General features: G+C 64.9%; 15 protein-coding genes. 10 read left to right on the top strand and 5 right to left on the bottom strand.

Annotated elements, in window-relative coordinates:
• Window positions 1–19: 19 nt before the first annotated feature.
• The 6 genes from AC5Y21_RS18960 to AC5Y21_RS18935 all read left to right on the top strand — a co-directional run bounded on the left by AC5Y21_RS18960 (window position 20) and on the right by AC5Y21_RS18935 (window position 6,354).
• On the top strand, window positions 20–880 hold the full coding sequence (locus tag AC5Y21_RS18960) for a cyclopropane mycolic acid synthase family methyltransferase (protein ID WP_499914695.1): 861 nt from the start codon (window positions 20–22) through the stop codon (window positions 878–880).
• A 23-nt stretch (window positions 881–903) separates the two neighbouring features.
• The gene (locus AC5Y21_RS18955) at window positions 904–2,154 is read left to right on the top strand and encodes a KasA/KasB family beta-ketoacyl-ACP synthase (protein ID WP_499914693.1); all 1,251 of its coding nucleotides are present in this window, start codon (window positions 904–906) and stop codon (window positions 2,152–2,154) included.
• Between the two features lie 330 nt (window positions 2,155–2,484).
• A complete protein-coding gene (locus AC5Y21_RS18950) occupies window positions 2,485–3,222 on the top strand; it encodes a cutinase family protein (RefSeq protein WP_499914622.1) in 738 nt (245 codons plus the stop codon).
• A gap of 185 nt (window positions 3,223–3,407) precedes the next feature.
• Window positions 3,408–4,178, top strand: coding sequence for a phosphate signaling complex PhoU family protein (locus AC5Y21_RS18945; protein ID WP_499914620.1), 771 nt, complete (start codon window positions 3,408–3,410; stop codon window positions 4,176–4,178).
• Complete coding sequence (locus AC5Y21_RS18940) at window positions 4,148–5,086, top strand: esterase family protein (RefSeq protein ID WP_499914618.1); 939 nt, start codon at window positions 4,148–4,150, stop codon at window positions 5,084–5,086. The genes AC5Y21_RS18945 and AC5Y21_RS18940 overlap by 31 nt, the downstream gene beginning before the upstream one ends.
• A 101-nt stretch (window positions 5,087–5,187) precedes the next feature.
• Window positions 5,188–6,354 carry an alpha-hydroxy-acid oxidizing protein gene (locus AC5Y21_RS18935; RefSeq protein WP_499914616.1) on the top strand — a complete coding sequence of 389 codons (1,167 nt, stop codon included), beginning with the start codon at window positions 5,188–5,190 and terminating at the stop codon, window positions 6,352–6,354.
• Window positions 6,355–6,356: 2 nt separating this feature from the next.
• Here the strand turns inward: AC5Y21_RS18935 and AC5Y21_RS18930 are convergent, their stop codons facing one another.
• From AC5Y21_RS18930 to AC5Y21_RS18920, 3 genes are all read right to left on the bottom strand, one after another.
• Entirely contained in the window at window positions 6,357–7,892 is a 1,536-nt protein-coding gene (locus AC5Y21_RS18930; protein WP_499914690.1) for a DNA polymerase Y family protein, read from the bottom strand.
• Window positions 7,893–7,947: 55 nt separating this feature from the next.
• On the bottom strand, window positions 7,948–8,586 hold the full coding sequence (gene imuA', locus AC5Y21_RS18925; protein ID WP_499914614.1) for a DnaE2-dependent mutagenesis accessory factor ImuA': 639 nt from the start codon (window positions 8,584–8,586) through the stop codon (window positions 7,948–7,950).
• A gap of 146 nt (window positions 8,587–8,732) precedes the next feature.
• Window positions 8,733–9,377: a winged helix-turn-helix transcriptional regulator gene (locus AC5Y21_RS18920; protein ID WP_499914612.1), complete on the bottom strand. Its 645-nt coding sequence runs from the start codon at window positions 9,375–9,377 to the stop codon at window positions 8,733–8,735.
• Window positions 9,378–9,455: 78 nt separating this feature from the next.
• On the opposite strand from AC5Y21_RS18920, the gene AC5Y21_RS18915 reads away from it, so the two are divergent.
• Genes AC5Y21_RS18915 through AC5Y21_RS18905 form a run of 3 tightly spaced genes read left to right on the top strand, consistent with a single transcriptional unit; the run spans window position 9,456 to window position 12,869 of the window.
• On the top strand, window positions 9,456–11,138 hold the full coding sequence (locus AC5Y21_RS18915) for an MFS transporter (protein ID WP_499914610.1): 1,683 nt from the start codon (window positions 9,456–9,458) through the stop codon (window positions 11,136–11,138).
• Entirely contained in the window at window positions 11,056–12,063 is a 1,008-nt protein-coding gene (locus tag AC5Y21_RS18910) for a Rossmann-fold NAD(P)-binding domain-containing protein (RefSeq protein ID WP_499914687.1), read from the top strand. The genes AC5Y21_RS18915 and AC5Y21_RS18910 overlap by 83 nt, the downstream gene beginning before the upstream one ends.
• Window positions 12,060–12,869: a class I SAM-dependent methyltransferase gene (locus tag AC5Y21_RS18905; protein ID WP_499914608.1), complete on the top strand. Its 810-nt coding sequence runs from the start codon at window positions 12,060–12,062 to the stop codon at window positions 12,867–12,869. The genes AC5Y21_RS18910 and AC5Y21_RS18905 overlap by 4 nt, the downstream gene beginning before the upstream one ends.
• On the opposite strand, the gene AC5Y21_RS18900 is transcribed toward AC5Y21_RS18905, so the two are convergent.
• On the bottom strand, window positions 12,870–13,463 hold the full coding sequence (locus AC5Y21_RS18900) for a TetR/AcrR family transcriptional regulator (RefSeq protein WP_499914607.1): 594 nt from the start codon (window positions 13,461–13,463) through the stop codon (window positions 12,870–12,872).
• Between the two features lie 37 nt (window positions 13,464–13,500).
• Entirely contained in the window at window positions 13,501–14,505 is a 1,005-nt protein-coding gene (locus AC5Y21_RS18895) for an NAD-dependent epimerase/dehydratase family protein (protein WP_499914605.1), read from the bottom strand.
• An 85-nt stretch (window positions 14,506–14,590) separates the two neighbouring features.
• On the opposite strand from AC5Y21_RS18895, the gene AC5Y21_RS18890 reads away from it, so the two are divergent.
• Complete coding sequence (locus tag AC5Y21_RS18890; protein WP_499914604.1) at window positions 14,591–15,403, top strand: SDR family NAD(P)-dependent oxidoreductase; 813 nt, start codon at window positions 14,591–14,593, stop codon at window positions 15,401–15,403.
• The last annotated feature ends 3 nt before the right edge of the window (window positions 15,404–15,406 follow it).

Here is a 15,406-nt window from a genome sequence, read left to right as displayed (position 1 = left end):
AACAAAAGAGGTGGCGCGAATGACCGAGTTGAAACCGTTCTACGAAGAGTCGCAAGCAGCCTACGACATTTCCGACGAGTTCTTCTCGTTGTTCTTGGACCCTACGATGGCCTACACCTGCGCGTACTTCGAGCGCGACGACATGAGCCTGGAGGAAGCTCAAAACGCCAAATACGACCTGGCGTTGCGCAAGCTCAATCTCGAACCAGGTATGAGGCTTTTGGACATTGGCTGCGGGTGGGGCGCAGGGCTGCTGCGAGCGGTCAAAGACTACGACGTGAACGTCATCGGCATCACGCTCAGCCGCAATCACTACCAATACAGTGCGGCCAGCCTTTCGTCGGCCGGGACCAGCCGGCGTGCCGAGGCGCGATTGCAGGGCTGGGAAGAGTTCGACGAGAAGGTCGACCGGATCATCACCGTCGAGGCTTTCGATGCGTTCAAGAAAGTTCGCTACGCCGCATTCTTCGACCGCGCTTACGAAATTCTGTCTGACGATGGCCGAATGTTGTTGCACAGCGTCTTCGCCCATCCACAGCGGTACCTGCATGAGCATGGCATCCCACTCACGATGAGGGACGTGCGATTCATCCGATTCCTGCGGACCGAGATCTTTCCTGGCGGGGAAATGCCGGGTGAAGATGATATCGTCGAATATTCGTGCGCGGCAAGGTTTTCGATTGAGGAGGTTCAGTTGTTTCCGTCGCACTACGTGAGGACGTTGGAAACCTGGGCGGCCAATCTACGAGCAAATCGTGAACGCGCTATCGCAATTCAGTCCGAAGAGGTCTACGAGCGCTACATGCACTACCTAACCGGATGCGCGGACCTCTTCCGCAAAGGAATCAGCAACGTGGGGCAGTTCACCCTGACGAAGTGACGCTCGAAGAGCGGGGCAATGCTATGGCTGGGTTTTCAACGGGAAATGGTCTACCAGATGTAGTTGTCACCGGTGTTGCGATGACGACCGCTCTGGCCACCGATGCCGACAACACGTGGAAGAAGCTGCTGGACGGTCAGAGTGGGATTCGAACGCTTGACGACCCGTTCGTCGAGGAGTTCGACATGCCGGTGCGCATCGGCGGCCATCTGCTCGAGGATTTCGACTGCGAATTGACGCGGGTGGAGCTGCGCCGAATGTTATTCCTGCAGAAGATCTCCACGGTGCTTGGCCGGCGAGTATGGGCGAACGCCGGTTCACCCGAAGTTGACTCCAACCGGTTGATGGTGTCCATCGGTACCGGCATGGGCTCGACCGAGGAAATGGTCCATTGGTATGACGACATCAGCGGCCGTGGCATGAGGGGCGTTAATCCGCTGGGTGTGCTGATGGCTATGCCCAACGCGGCGAGCGCTTGGGTCGGGCTGGAACACCGTGCTCGGGCCGGCATCACGACCCCGGTGGCGGCCTGCGCGTCGGGTACCCAAGCGATCGCGCGAGCCTGGCAGCACATCGTGCTCGGTGAGGCCGACATCGCGATCTGTGGCGGGGTCGAGACCAGGATCGAGGCGGTGCCCATCGCCGCCTTCGCGCAGATGCACCTCCTTTCGACCAACAACGACGATCCCCCCGGCGCGTGCCGTCCGTTCGACAAGGATCGCGACGGCTTTGTGTTCGGCGAAGCCGGAGCGTTGCTGGTCGTCGAAACGGAGGACCACGCGAAAGCCCGCAGCGCCAACATTTTGGGCCGGCTGATGGGTGCGGCCACCACCTCCGACGGCTACGACGTTGTGAACCCCGATCCCAATGGTGAACAAGCCGGGCATGCGATGACGCGGGCGATCCAACTCGCCGGACTGAGTCCGACCGACATTCACCATGTCAATGCGCACGCGACCGGGACCGGCGTCGGCGACCTGGCCGAGGCGAACGCAATCAATAACGCGTTGGGTACCCATCGGCCCGCCGTGTACGCGCCCAAGGCGGCGCTAGGCCATTCGATCGGCGCGGCCGGCGCGGTGGAGTCGATCCTGACGGTATTGGCGCTGCGAGACGGCATCGTCCCGCCGACGCTGAACCTGCGCAATCTCGATCCGGAGATCGATCTTGACGTGGTCGCCGGGGAGACGCGAGCCGGTGATTACCACTACGCGATCAACAATTCGTTTGGTTTCGGCGGCCACAATGCCGCCCTCGTGTTCGGAAGGTATTAACCACTTGGGCGGCCAACCCATCGGCCAACAGGGACAAGGCCATTCGGCGGCTACGCCGATGTCGACCAATTCACGCTGCAAAAGCGACAGCGCGACACGCATTTTCAGAAGTGAGCGGCCGATCGCCCAGCTCGCACGGCGGCCGGTCGCACACTCGTTGTCGGACAAATGGACTCGCGAATCGCAGCTGCCGCATCCGGTGTCTCGGTGTGGCCGTACACGAGTAGCCGGCACTCCGCCACTTGTCGGGGTCGACTAGGCTGTAGATCCTCAGAAGATTCCCAAAAAAAGTCTGTTTAGGCAACATTTAAGAGGGCAACATATTCCGACATGAGCGCACGACACATACTTCGCCTCCTCGGTCCCGCAGTGCTCGCAGCGTCGGGCGTCAGCGCGGGCATCCTTTCTACCTCCGCTGTGCCAAACGCCTCCGCACAGTCGTGTCCCGACGTGGAGGTGGTATTCGCCCGCGGCACCGGTGAGGCCCCGGGCGTCGGCCCGACCGGACAGGCCTTCGTCGACTCCCTACGCCCACGCATCGGCGGACGCTCGATGAACGTCTACGCGGTCAACTACCCCGCCAGCGACCAGTGGGACACCGGCATCGACGGGATTCGGGACGCCGGCGCCCATGTGGTTTCCATGGCGGGCAGCTGTCCCCAAACCCAGATGGTGCTCAGCGGCTACTCCCAGGGCGCGGCCGTGATGGGCTTCGTCACGTCGAACGCGGTACCGGACGGGGTCGATCCCGCGACCGTGCCCAAACCGATGGACCCCGGGGTGGCGAACCACGTCGCAGCCGTCGTCCTCTTCGGTACGCCAAACGTCCGGGCGATGAACTTCCTCGGCCAGCCGCCGGTCGTGATCGGCCCGCTGTACCAGCCGAAGACCCTCAAGGTATGCGCTGTCGACGACCCGGTGTGCTCTGACGGGATGGATTTCGCAGCACACGACACATACGCAAGCGACGGGGCAGTGATCGACCAGGGGGCGGCCTTTGCCGCAAGCCGTCTTGGTGGTCACAGCGCGCCGCCGGCGGGGGCTCCGCGCCAGGGCTTCGGAGAATAACGGCTTCCTGACAGCACGGCCGGCCGACACCGGCACTCAAACCGCTTGGTGGTCAGTGTCATTCACTGACCGCGGGCGAACACCGGCGGAGAAGGTGCAGCCTCCCAGCCAGCGCGATTAGGTCACGATTTCATAACAAGACCCGTCGGCAAGTTTAGCTCCGGCTCCTCGGCCCATACGCCAATATGAAGAGCGCAATAGGTGACGAGCTGGCGGCACTAACCTTCCAGCTGGCAGACATGTGCGCCACGGCCGGTCAGGCACTGGACCACGCCACGCACGCATTGCTGCGGGCCGACATCAATATGGCCAAAGCTGTTATCGCCGAGCAAGAGTACATGGCTGCGCTGAATTGCGGCGCGGAAGAAACCGCGTTCAGATTGCTGTCGCTGCACGCGTCGAAGGCCGCCGATCTGCGTGAGATGGCCAACGCCATCCGGGTTGCCGCCGATGCGGAACGAATGGGTGAGCTCGCGGTGCGAGTAGCCCAGATCGCCCGCCGTCATCACCCCAGACATGCCGTGCCGGCCGAGGTTTGCGGACGGGTCGCCGAACTGAACGCGATGGCGGTGGCGTTGGCTTGCGCTGCTCAAGAAGTGGTGTTGTCACGCGAGCCAAGGCTGGCAGCGCGTCTTCGCCGCGACGACGGCGCAGTCGGTGAGCTGCACCGCCGGCTGCTGGCCATATTGGTCGACCCGGGGTGGAGATACGGCGTCGCCGCTGGCGTTGAGGTGGCCTTGGTGAGCCGGCTCTACGAACTTTTCGCTGACCACGCGGTGAGCATCGCCGAGCGGTTCGCCTCCCAAACCACTGGCCACCGGCCTCGCCAACCATCGATGGATTGGACACATCTGAGGCGAGCACCGATCTCGGTTGACCCAGCACACAAGGCGTCCGGGCAGCCGCAACCAGAAAGTAGGGAAACATGGTCAAAAACTGCTGGACGCGTCGGCTGATCGGCGCCGGAATCGCGGCGGCCACCCTGCCGGGGCTGGTTGGTATGTTCGGCGGCACTGTTCCTGCCCGGGCCGCTGCGCCGGAATTTCTGCAGGTGCCGTCGCCGTCGATGGGCCACGACATCACCGTGGAATTTCAGGGCGGAGGCGCGCCGGCGGTCTACCTGCTCGACGGCTTGCGCGCACGCGACGACCGGAGCGGCTGGGATATCGAAACTCCCGCGTTCGACGAGTACCGCGGCTCGGGGCTTTCGGTGGTGGCCCCCGTCGGCGGGCGCTCCAGCTTCTACGCCGACTGGTACGGCTCGGCGAATGGCCAAACGTATAAGTGGGAAACCTTTTTGACGAGCGAACTGCCGGGCTATCTTTCTAGCCGCGGTGTGCGTTCGACCCGCAATGCCGTGGTGGGCGTGTCCATGTCGGGGTCGTCGGCGGTGATCTTGGCGGCCTATCACCCGCAGCAGTTCGCGTACGCCGCGTCGCTGTCGGCTTACATGACTCCCTCCAGCGGCGACGGGCCGGCGCTGATCAAACTTGCGATGAATGATGAGGGCGGCTTTAATCCCGAGGACATGTGGGGACCCGCCGGCGGTGCGGGATGGCAACGAAATGATCCCACCGTGCAAGCCGGAAGGCTGGCCGGCACCAATACTCGCCTGTGGATCTACAGCGGCAACGGCACACCGTCGGAAATCGGCCAGGGCAGTCTGCCGGGCCAGGTCATCGAGCAGGTCATCCTGCAAAGCAACGTCGCGTTCAAGAACGCCTACACCGCCGCGGGCGGCCACAATGCGACATTCAATATCGACAACAACGGCGTGCACAGTTGGGGCTATTGGAATGCCCAGCTGGTCGCGATGAAGCCGGACATGCAGCGCACACTTGGCGCGAGCGGGGCGGGAGCCTGATACTGAGAACACCAAAATGGTTGCGGGGCAGTCATATTCGTCTCATCGATGGTGCGGAAAATAACCGTTTAACCGACCAATCGTCGGGTATGCCATGAGCCATGGCCTTCGCCGAATATCAGACCGAGCTTTATGAACAAGGACAGGCCGGCAGGCAGCCGCCGTACCCGATCGCCTTCGCCGAGCTGGAAGCCAAGGCAGCCGCGGCGATGCCGCCGAAAGTGCTGGGTTACGTCGCCGGCGGCGCCGGTGACGAGCTGACGCAACGGGCAAATGTCGAAGCGTTCAAGCGCTGGGGTGTGTTTCCGCGCATGGGTATCGCCCCTACCGAACGCGACATGTCCGTCGAGCTCTTCGGGGTGACGTTGCCGGCGCCGGTGTTCATGGCGCCCATCGGGGTGATCGGGGTATGCGCCCAAGACGGCCACGGCGATATGGCCGCTGCGCGTGCATCCGCTCGCACGGGTGTGCCGTTCTTCGTGGGGACACTGACGTCCGATCCCATGGAAGATGTCGCCGCCGCGCTCGGCGACACCCCGGGGTTTTTCCAGCTGTACACGCCCCCGGACCGCGAGATGGCCGCCAGCCTGGTGCACCGCGCTGAAGCATGCGGGTTCAAGGGTATCGCGGTCACCCTCGACACTTGGGTCACCGGCTGGCGCCCGCGTGACCTGAGCGCCGGAAACTATCCGCAGGTACCCAGCGGATGCCTGGCCACCTATACCAGCGATCCGGTCTTTCGCGCCGGTCTGCAACCGGGCGAAGACGCCACCGAGGCGGCGGTGCGCAAGCTACCGATCTTCGGCGGCCCCTTCCGATGGGACGACCTGGAATGGCTGCGCGCGGAGACCAGCCTGCCGCTGATGGTCAAAGGCATCTGCCATCCCGACGACGCACGCCGCGCTAAAGACCTTGGCGTCGACGGCATTTACTGTTCCAACCACGGCGGCCGACAGGCCAACGGCGGGCTGCCCGCGTTGGACTGCCTTCCCGCAGTGCTCGAGGCCGCCGACGGCCTTCCGGTGCTTTTCGACTCGGGCATCCGTAGCGGCGCAGACATCATCAAAGCCTTGGCTATGGGGGCAACCGCGGTGGGCATCGGACGCCCGTACGCCTACGGTCTGGCGCTCGGCGGCATCGACGGCATTGTTCACGTACTGCGTTCGTTGCTGGCCGAAGCGGACCTGATCATGGCCGTCGACGGATATCCCTCACTTAAGGACTTGACGCCGCAGGCACTGCAGCGCATCGAATACCTTGGGGTGTAACCCTACTCGTAGATTCCCTCCAGGTACCACCTCCTTTGGCGGTAGCACAGCAGCAGCGCGCGCTCGCTTTCCAGCAGCACCTGGGCACGGGCGGTGCGGCCAACAGCCCCCGATCGATCCGGATCCCACCACCGCTCGTCGACCGGCCAAGGTCCCGCCCACCAGCGCAGCCCGTCGTCTTGACCACGGCAGGTCAGTCGTGCAGGGTCGGTGGAGAACATGCCCCGGCGGGTCACCCGTATCGGATTGCCTTGGGCGTCAAATAATTCCACTGGATCGTCGAGCAGTACCGTCGGCGACGGCCCGGGCAGCTGGCCGGGCCACGGCTGGTTCGGGTCGGCTTGCGGCACCGGCTCGTCACCCAGCGGAGTCAGCGTGATGCGTTCGGCCGGTCCGCGACCACCGGACAGCACCGGTACCTGCACCGCCTCCGGCCCGAGCAAGCCCTGCACCCGCACCAGCGCCCGACGAGCCCGAAGCCTGTCCTCCTCCCCCAGACCGCCCCATAGCGGCAACTGCAGCGCCTCGGCGGACACCACCTCTATCGCCTGCAGGCGTAGCAGTGTCACCGGCGACGTCGGCCGGTCTAGGGCAGTCCGGTTGCTCAACCACCCGTCCAGTTGCCAGCGCACCCGGTCCGCGGTGGCATCCTCGGTCAACGGCTCGGCGCACCGCCACACCCGTTCCAGCTCTTCGCCGTTGGCGGTGACGGCGTGTATGGCCAGCCGGGTACATCCCACTCCGGCGGCCATCATCAGCTGATGCAAGCTGCCGGCCAGTGAGCGCCCGGCGAAGGCCGCGGCATCAACCCGGTCGATCGGCGGATCGCAGTCCAGCACGGCTTCGAGCTCCTGCGGTGGCTCACGACCGGAGGGCCCGCGTTCGGATTCGCCGCGGGCGAACCGGTGCGCGACCACGCCGTCGGCGCCGAATCTGGAAGCCACGTCGGTGCGCGACAGTGCGGCGAATTGGCCGATGGTGCGAATCCCCATCCGCCACAACAGATCCGTCAGTTCCTCTCGGCCCGGGCCGGACAGGCTTGGCTCGGTGCCAAGCTGCCGGATCGACAGCACCGACAGAAACCGCGCGTCGCCTCCCGGCTCCACGACGCGGCCCGCGCGCGCTGCGAAGACCGCGGTGGACAGCTGGTCGGCGATACCCACCTGACACTCGGCGCCGGCTGCGGCCACGGCATCGATCAACCGCTCGGCCGCCTGCTGCTCGGACCCGAAATAGCGGGCCGCCCCGCGCACCGGCAATACCAAAAGCCCGGGCCGCAGCACCTCGGCGCGGGGCACCAGGTCGTCCACCGCCGCGATCACGCCCTCGAAGAAGCGGGCGTCGCGGTCGGCGTCGGCGGGCGCGACGTGCAGTTGCGGACAGCGGGCCGACGCCTCCCGGCGCCGCACACCTCGCCGGACTCCCGCTGCCCGGGCGGCAGACGAGCACGCGATCACCCGGTTGGCCAGCGTGACCGCGACCGGAGCCGTCGCGGGATGGCCTGCTGCTGCCGCCGCGGCCACCGCGGGCCAGTCCATGCACCAGATCGCTAAAACCCGGGACCCAGAGGGGCCAGATGTGGATGTCACCAACTCACCCCGTACGAACCTGGCCGATCACCCGTTCCCCCGCGCACCCGCTGATCTGCAGCCGCACCGCACCGATCCGTCCGAACCCCGGAGCGGGCACCCCGCGATGAGCCGATGTGATCTCGTAGCCGCAAACCCTGGCCTGAAGCCGCGCCGGCGCCCCCTGCCAGTCGCCGTCGGTGACTAGCAGGGTGCAGCCTTTATGACGGGCACGGGCCACCACGGCCCGTGCCCGCGACCACGGCACTCGGCGCCCACCCAGGCCGAGCACCACCAGGTCCATGCCATCGATGAGCACCGCGGCCACCTCCACCGGATCGGTCCCGGGATCCGGTATCACCGCGAGCCGGCTCAGATCCGCCCCCATCTCCACAGCGGCCAGCAACCCGATATCCGGCTGCCCGACGATGGCCGCGTTGCCCCCGGCCGCCGTCACCGACGCCACCATGCTCAGCAGCAGCGACCGAGCCCCCGACAGCACCGCTACTGTTCCCTTGGGCACGAGCGCCGGTTCGGCCGGCTGCGGCAGCAGGACGTCTGAGTGAGTCTGGCCGCCGGACATCTCAGCCATCTTCTTGCGCAGCAGTTTGAGCTGCTCAGCACGGTTTTCCTGGCGCTGGCCGAGGGCAAAAGCCGCAGTCATGGCTAGCCTCCTACCAGCACTCTGTTCGAATGTATGTTCGATTCAATTCCGAGTAAACACCCACCCCCCGACAGCGTCAAGACGCGTGAGACGCCGCCCTTGGCGGCCCCGCAGAACCCTTCGCGGCACGCGGCATGACACCGAGTTCAGTAGAGCGAAAATGCGCTACGCAGTGCGTCGACGTCAGCCTGGTCGCCGTCGAAGTTGACTCGCCGCAGGGCCGCCTTGCGCTTTGCTTCGGTAGGCCCGAGACGCGCTGTGAAAAGATCTGCCGCGCTTGCGGTTACCGTCACCGTCGGCTGGCCCTGAGCGCCCGCAAGGCGGCTTTGGTGCACCGCGAACTCGAAACGGCGACCGTCGATCTCGACCCGGTACGTCGCCTCCAAGCCGGCGGCCTTGATCGGGTCGAAGGCCAGCACGATCCCGGCCAAGAACCCGTTCAGCGGCGATATCGGGCCGTCGTCGACCGGTTCGAGTCGGTCCAGGCCAAACCACGCGATGCTCTGCAGAATGGGCAGTACCCGTTGCCAGCCAGTATCGCTGAGCGTATAGACGGTGCGCCCGATCGGGGCAGGTAAGTCGGTGCGGTCCACGAGCCCGTCGTCTTGCAGCTCCTTGAGCCGCTCAGCGAGCAGGTTGGTGGCAATGCCCGGCAGCTGAGCGCGTAGATCACCGTAGCGACGGGGGCCGCCGACCAACTCGCGCAGGATCAGCAGCGTCCATCGCTCACCCAGGATGTCGAGCCCGAGTGCGATGGGGCAGTTCTGCTTGTAATTCCTGCGGATGGGCACGATGCCAGCCTAGCACCTTAGACATCTTTTTCAATTATCTACTTGATAAACTTGTCTACTAGATTTACTGTCTTGTCTATGCATACCGGCCCCGTGTTCCGCAATCACCCGATTCCCGCGCTCGCCGTCATCTGCCTCGGTGTCTTCGTCATCAGCGTCGACGCCACCATCGTCAACGTCGCACTGCCCACTCTGTCGCGTGAACTAGGCGCCGACACTTCGCAGCTGCAATGGATCGTCGACGCCTACACCCTGGTCATGTCCGGGCTATTGCTATCGGCCGGCAGCCTGAGTGACCGTTACGGCAGGCGCGGTTGGCTCAATTCCGGGCTGGTAGTGTTCGCGATCACTTCCGGCATTGCCGCACAGGTGAATTCGGCTGATGCGCTGATCGTCGCTCGTGCGGCAATGGGCATTGGCGCGGCGGTGATCTTCCCGACCACGCTGGGACTGATCACCAACGTCTTCACCGACCCGGTGGCTCGCGCCAAGGCGATCGGCGTGTGGGCGGCAATGGTCGGCGTGGGGGTGGCTGTGGGGCCGATCAGCGGCGGCTGGCTGCTCGAACACTTTTGGTGGGGCGCCATTTTCCTGGTGAACATTCCGATCGCGGTGCTGGCAATCGTCGGCGGCATCTTGTTCGTGCCCACTTCCCGCGACCCCGCCGCACCCCGCACTGATCTGCCCGGTCTGATCCTCTCCGCGGCCGGGGTCACCGCGTTGATCTATACGGTCATCGAGGCACCCACCTGGGGGTGGACCAGTCCCCGCGCGGCGATCGGATTCACGTTAGCCGCAGTGGTTCTCGCTGGGTTCGCTCTGTGGGAGCGACGGAGCGACCATCCGATGCTGGACATCTCGTTCTTCGCCAACCTCCGCTTCTCAGGAGGCAGCCTGGCGGTGACCGCGGGCTTCCTGACATTGTTCGGGTTCATCTTCGTCATCACCCAGTATTTTCAATTCATCAAGGGCTACACCGCGTTTCAGACCGGAGTCCGGTTGCTGCCCGTCGCCGCATCGATCGCGCTGGCCAGCATCTTGGGTCCCCGGCTGGTGGAGCGGATCGGCAGCACCGCCGTCGTCGCCGGTGGGCTGGCGGTGTTCGCTGCCGGACTGGGATGGGCCTCTACCGCCGACGCCTCGACACACTACGCCGAGATCGCGCTGCAGATGCTGCTGCTCGGCGGCGGCCTGGGCCTGACAACTGCCCCGGCCACCGAAGCCATCATGGGATCGCTGTCGGTTGACAAAGCGGGCATCGGCTCCGCAGTCAACGACACCACCCGTGAACTCGGCGGCACCCTTGGTGTGGCCATCGCGGGCAGCGTCTTTGCGTCTGTGTACTCCGACCAGCTTGGTTCGGCGTCAGCATTGGGCGGACTGCCCAACGATGTCAGCTCCGGAATGCGGCGTTCAATGGCTGTGGCGCACAAGGTTATCGAACAGCTTCCAGTCCAGCAGGCCGGAAGTGTCCGCGACGCCGTCGATCACGCGTTTTTGGATGGCCTGCAAGTCGGCTCGCTGGTCTGTGCCGGTATCGCACTGGCCGCCGCCCTCGTCGTCGCCTGGCTGCTCCCGGCTCGGGAACCGGCGCATCAAGAAAGGAAAAGTAATGACACACACACGGGTACTGGTGACCGGCGCAACGGGCAGGATCGGCAGCGCCATCACCGCGCAATTGCTACAGCAGGGCGTATCGACCAGGGCCATGGTGCACCGCATCGACGGCCGCAGCGACCGGTTGCAGGACTTGGGCGCTGAGGTCGTGGTCGCGGACATGTTCGATGTCCGCCAAGTCGGCGACGCGATGAGCCGGGTCAACCGGCTGTACTTCAATCCCCCGTATCACCCCCATGCGCTCGACAGCGCGGTAACCTTCGCGGTCGCAGCGCAGCATTCGGGGGTGGAAGCCGTTGTGGCGCTTGGGCAATGGTTGGCCAGCCCGGAGCACCCGTCGCTGATGACCCGGCATGCCTGGTTGACCGACAAGTTGTTCGGGCTACTGCCGAACACCGCCCACGTTGCGGTGGATCCGGGGTACTTCGCCGACAACTATCTGCAACTAGTGCCGATGGCAGCCCAATTGGGAGTGTTACCGACGCCGACCGGGGCGGGCCGAAATGCCCCTCCCTCCAACGAGGACATCGCCCGCGTTGCGGTGGGTGCGCTCCTCGACCCGCACCGTCATGACGGTCGCGCTTACCGCCCGACGGGACCGACGTTGCTATCGGGATCGGAGATTGCCGACGCGGTGGGTGAGGCGCTGGGCCGACGGGTGCGCCACATCGACATTCCCGCGCGGATGTTCATGCGCGCGGTACGAGTGAACGCCAAGCGACTCGGCGCCGACCTGTTTTTCGAGTCCAGCTTGCGCCACTACCTGCCTGAGCACGCGCTCGGAACCTGGGAAGTGGGCGGCCCAACTACGCATGTGCGTGACGTCGCCGGTGTCGAACCCGAAGACTTCCTGACCATTGCCCGCCGCTACGTCAATGGTCCCGAATCCCGCCGTACCGCCGGCAATCTCATCCGCCAAATCTGGAACTTCACGTTGACCGGGATGGTTCCAATGCACCGGCTAGACCAGTTCGACCGGCTCCAGCAGCATCCACGGCCGGCGCAGCCGCGGCTTTCCGGCCAGTCCGCGTTGTGGCGACGCGAGCACACTCTGGCGGTGGCGGCATGAACGCCACCATTGCGGCCCAGTACTCGACTGGGTTATCGCAGAGCAACATCGAGCGGGCTCTCGTCGACGCCGCAAAAGACCTCACGCATCTGGCACCCGCCGACCTCGGGCTGCTCGAGGACTTCCACACCATGGGCCGGTTCGCCACCAGCCAGCTGGTGGACCTGGTCGGGATCGGCAGCCAAGACGAGGTGCTCGACGCGGGCAGCGGGATCGGCGGCACCGCGCGCTTTCTCGCCGACCGCTATGGCTGCCGGGTGAGCGCGATCGATCTGACCGAGGAGTACTGCGAAACCAACCGTTGGCTCAACGGGCTCGTCGGGTTGAGCGAGCAGATATCGGTTCGGCAAGCAGACGCCACCACCCTGCCCTTCGCCGACGCCACATTTGCGGTCGTCGTCAGCCAACACGTTCAAATGAACGTGGCTGACAAGGCCCGTCTGTACTCCGAAGCGCGACGGGTGCTGATGGACGGAGGCCAACTTGCCCTGTGGGACATCACGATTGGAGGAGACGGCCGGTTCAGCTATCCGCTGCCGTGGGCTGACACGCCCGAACGCAGCCACTTGGTTAGCGCCGAGGAACTGCGGGCGGTAATCGAGTCCGCCGGTTTCGCGATCGAGCACTGGAACGATCTCACCGATCAGGCGGCCGCTCTGATGCAAGTCCTGCTGAGTCAACCGCCCAACCCGCTGGGGCTGCACGCCTTTGTCGCCGACTTCGAGCGCAAGGTCGAGAACCTCACCCACGCTCTGGCGGCCGGCAGCCTGCGCGCCGTCCAAGGTGTGGCACGAGCAGTCGGCTGATCATCGATTCTGACGAGACGCCCTGGATCGGCCGTCAGGCAGACCGGCCGCAGCGCGGATCTGCCGGCGGACCGCCGCTGGCCTATCTGGGAATATGTAATGGCTCAGAGCGATTCGTGCGATTGCAGCAGCAAGATCACGAGCGTTCGGCACGACAATGGAGCCATCCTCCCGAGCGCATTGCGCTAAGACCGCCACCAACCCTTTGGTGATCATCGGTAACGCGTGGGCCATCTGTTGATGGGCGAAGCCCGGCTCCAGGTCGAGCTGACGGCCGGGCGGCTGGTCCTCGACGAACGTCGCCACGACGTCGAGCGCGGCTTCCAGTCGCGCGAGTCCGGTTACCCCTGTCATCGCCGTATCCAATGCAGCGTTGAAGCGCCGGCGCTCCTGCTTTCCCAGCGCATCGATGAGGTCTTCTTTGGAGTCGAAGTAGCGGTAGATGGTCGGCCGTGACACCCCCGCCAGAGTTGCCACATCAGACAACGACATCTTTCGCGCGCCAGTGCTCAGCACGATCCGTCGGGCCGCGTCAAGGATCCGATCGCCCAAATCGCCGTGATGCGAAGTGGATCGGCGCTCGACAATCGGCATGGTGCAACTCCTACGGTCCTATGGTCCGACGTGGAAATCAGGCGGCCACTGGATCGAGCCGGCCGAGCTCCCGCAGCCACGGGATCAGCAGGCGCAGTCCGTCGTCGAACGACATCGGGTCATAGCCCAGGCGCTGGGTGGTCAGGTTGTCGTCGGCCCTGGGTTTACGATTGCCCTTGGCCGCGGCCTCTGCGATGGCCATCAAGGTAGGCCCGAACTCGGCTTTCAACGCCTCCGGATCGGACCGATAGTCGAGATCTTCGACGCGGTGGTCGATTCCGGCGATTTCGCAGGCCCGATTGATGCCGGCGGCGGTGCTGAGGGTGTCCTGCGGCCGACCGATCAACAGATAGCGCTCCCCGGCAACCCCGCGGTCCAGCGCCGCGATCGAACCCCGCGCGACATCCTTGCCCGCCACCCACGTCACGGGAAACGCAAGATAGCGCTTGATCTTTCGGCGCATACCGGCCAACAACACCCTGTTGAAGCTGGTGCGATGCAGAGCCCTTTCCACTACCACGCCGGGACCGAAGATCGCCCCGGGGTGGCAGGTCAGCACGTCCTCGCCCGCGGCGGCGCGTTTGTGCGCTTCCCGGAAAGCGGCGAGCTTGGTGACCGTGTAGGGATCGTCCGGCGGGTCTTCGAGAACGGGCGCCTCTTCAGAGTCGAGGTCGGTGCTCAGATCGAAGAACGTGGCCGTGCTCAGGGCGACGACCCGACGCATGCCGTGGCGTCTCGCCGCATCGAGCATGTTGGTGGTGCCAATCATATTGACGGCCTTGAAGTCTTCGAGGTCCTGACTTGCTCCGCCCAGCAGCGCCGCGCAGTGGATAGCCGACTCGGCGCCCTTGGCTGCGCGAAGCACGTCGTCGGCGTCGCTGATGTCGCCCTTGATGAGTTGGACACCAATCCCGGCCAGCGCCGCGGCTTCGTCTGGGTTGCGAACGAGCGCGCGGACGTGGTCGCCGCGTTCGATCAGCTGTTGGCAGACATTGGCGCCGGTCTGGCCGGTGGCGCCGGTGACAAAGATCGTACTGGGCATGGGCCGAGCCCCTTCCCTGACTACATATCTAACAAAATTAGTAAGCATTGTAATGACTGAGCTGTATTTATTCTATACTCAGGCTATGACGATCGATCCAACCCGTATCCTTCTGACCGACCGCGTCGCAGTTGTCACCGGCGGCGGCGCCGGCATCGGCCGTGGCATCGCCGCGGGGTTGAAGGCATTCGGCGCCAAGGTGGCGATCTGGGAGCGCGACCCCGCATCGTGCGCATCGGCCGCCGACGGGATCGGCGCCCTTGGCATCCCCGCCGACGTCCGGGACAGTGCCGCTGTCGACGCCGCACTCGCGCAGACCACAGCCGAACTCGGGCCACCCACGATCCTGGTCAACAACGCCGGAGGCGTCTTCTGGTCGGGGATCCTCGACACCAGCGAGAACGGCTGGGACGCGCTGTACAGATCCAATCTGCGCCACGTCTACCTGTGCACCCAGCGGGTGGCACGCGGCATGGTCGGACAGAAGTTGGCGGGCAGTATCATCAGCGTCACATCGATCGAAGGCGTCCGCGCCGCACCGGGTTACGCGACCTATGCGGCAGCCAAGGCCGGTGTCATCAACTACACGAAGACCGCAGCCCTCGAACTCGCACCACATCGCATCCGGGTCAACGCGTTAGCCCCCGACATCACCCTGACGGAAGGGATAATGCAAATGGCACCGCCAGGCTCCGAAGAGCGGTTCGGCCTCACAGTTCCGATGGGCCGCGCCGGACATGTCGACGAAATGGCAGGCGCGGCAGTGTTTCTCGCTTCTGACATGTCGAGCTACATCACCGGGCAGACGATCCACGTCGACGGAGGCACCCAAGCAGCCAGCGGCTGGTATCACCACCCCGAGACCGGCGCCTACGCGGTCGGGCCGACGAGCGGCTGAGAA

The organism is Mycobacterium sp. NGS41 (genome assembly GCF_059812725.1).
This window is presented reverse-complemented; position numbering and strand designations above follow the sequence as displayed.

What these genes read in the sequence shown, in the direction of transcription:
- AC5Y21_RS18960 (WP_499914695.1), top strand. Translation starts at nt 20, where the DNA reads ATGACCGAGTTGAAACCGTTCTACGAAGAGTCGCAAGCAGCCTACGAC.
- AC5Y21_RS18955 (WP_499914693.1), top strand. Translation starts at nt 904, where the DNA reads ATGGCTGGGTTTTCAACGGGAAATGGTCTACCAGATGTAGTTGTCACC.
- AC5Y21_RS18950 (WP_499914622.1), top strand. Translation starts at nt 2,485, where the DNA reads ATGAGCGCACGACACATACTTCGCCTCCTCGGTCCCGCAGTGCTCGCA.
- AC5Y21_RS18945 (WP_499914620.1), top strand. Translation starts at nt 3,408, where the DNA reads ATGAAGAGCGCAATAGGTGACGAGCTGGCGGCACTAACCTTCCAGCTG.
- AC5Y21_RS18940 (WP_499914618.1), top strand. Translation starts at nt 4,148, where the DNA reads ATGGTCAAAAACTGCTGGACGCGTCGGCTGATCGGCGCCGGAATCGCG.
- AC5Y21_RS18935 (WP_499914616.1), top strand. Translation starts at nt 5,188, where the DNA reads ATGGCCTTCGCCGAATATCAGACCGAGCTTTATGAACAAGGACAGGCC.
- AC5Y21_RS18930 (WP_499914690.1), bottom strand. Translation starts at nt 7,892, where the DNA reads ATGGACTGGCCCGCGGTGGCCGCGGCGGCAGCAGCAGGCCATCCCGCG.
- imuA' (WP_499914614.1), bottom strand. Translation starts at nt 8,586, where the DNA reads ATGACTGCGGCTTTTGCCCTCGGCCAGCGCCAGGAAAACCGTGCTGAG.
- AC5Y21_RS18915 (WP_499914610.1), top strand. Translation starts at nt 9,456, where the DNA reads ATGCATACCGGCCCCGTGTTCCGCAATCACCCGATTCCCGCGCTCGCC.
- AC5Y21_RS18905 (WP_499914608.1), top strand. Translation starts at nt 12,060, where the DNA reads ATGAACGCCACCATTGCGGCCCAGTACTCGACTGGGTTATCGCAGAGC.
- AC5Y21_RS18900 (WP_499914607.1), bottom strand. Translation starts at nt 13,463, where the DNA reads ATGCCGATTGTCGAGCGCCGATCCACTTCGCATCACGGCGATTTGGGC.
- AC5Y21_RS18895 (WP_499914605.1), bottom strand. Translation starts at nt 14,505, where the DNA reads ATGCCCAGTACGATCTTTGTCACCGGCGCCACCGGCCAGACCGGCGCC.
- AC5Y21_RS18890 (WP_499914604.1), top strand. Translation starts at nt 14,591, where the DNA reads ATGACGATCGATCCAACCCGTATCCTTCTGACCGACCGCGTCGCAGTT.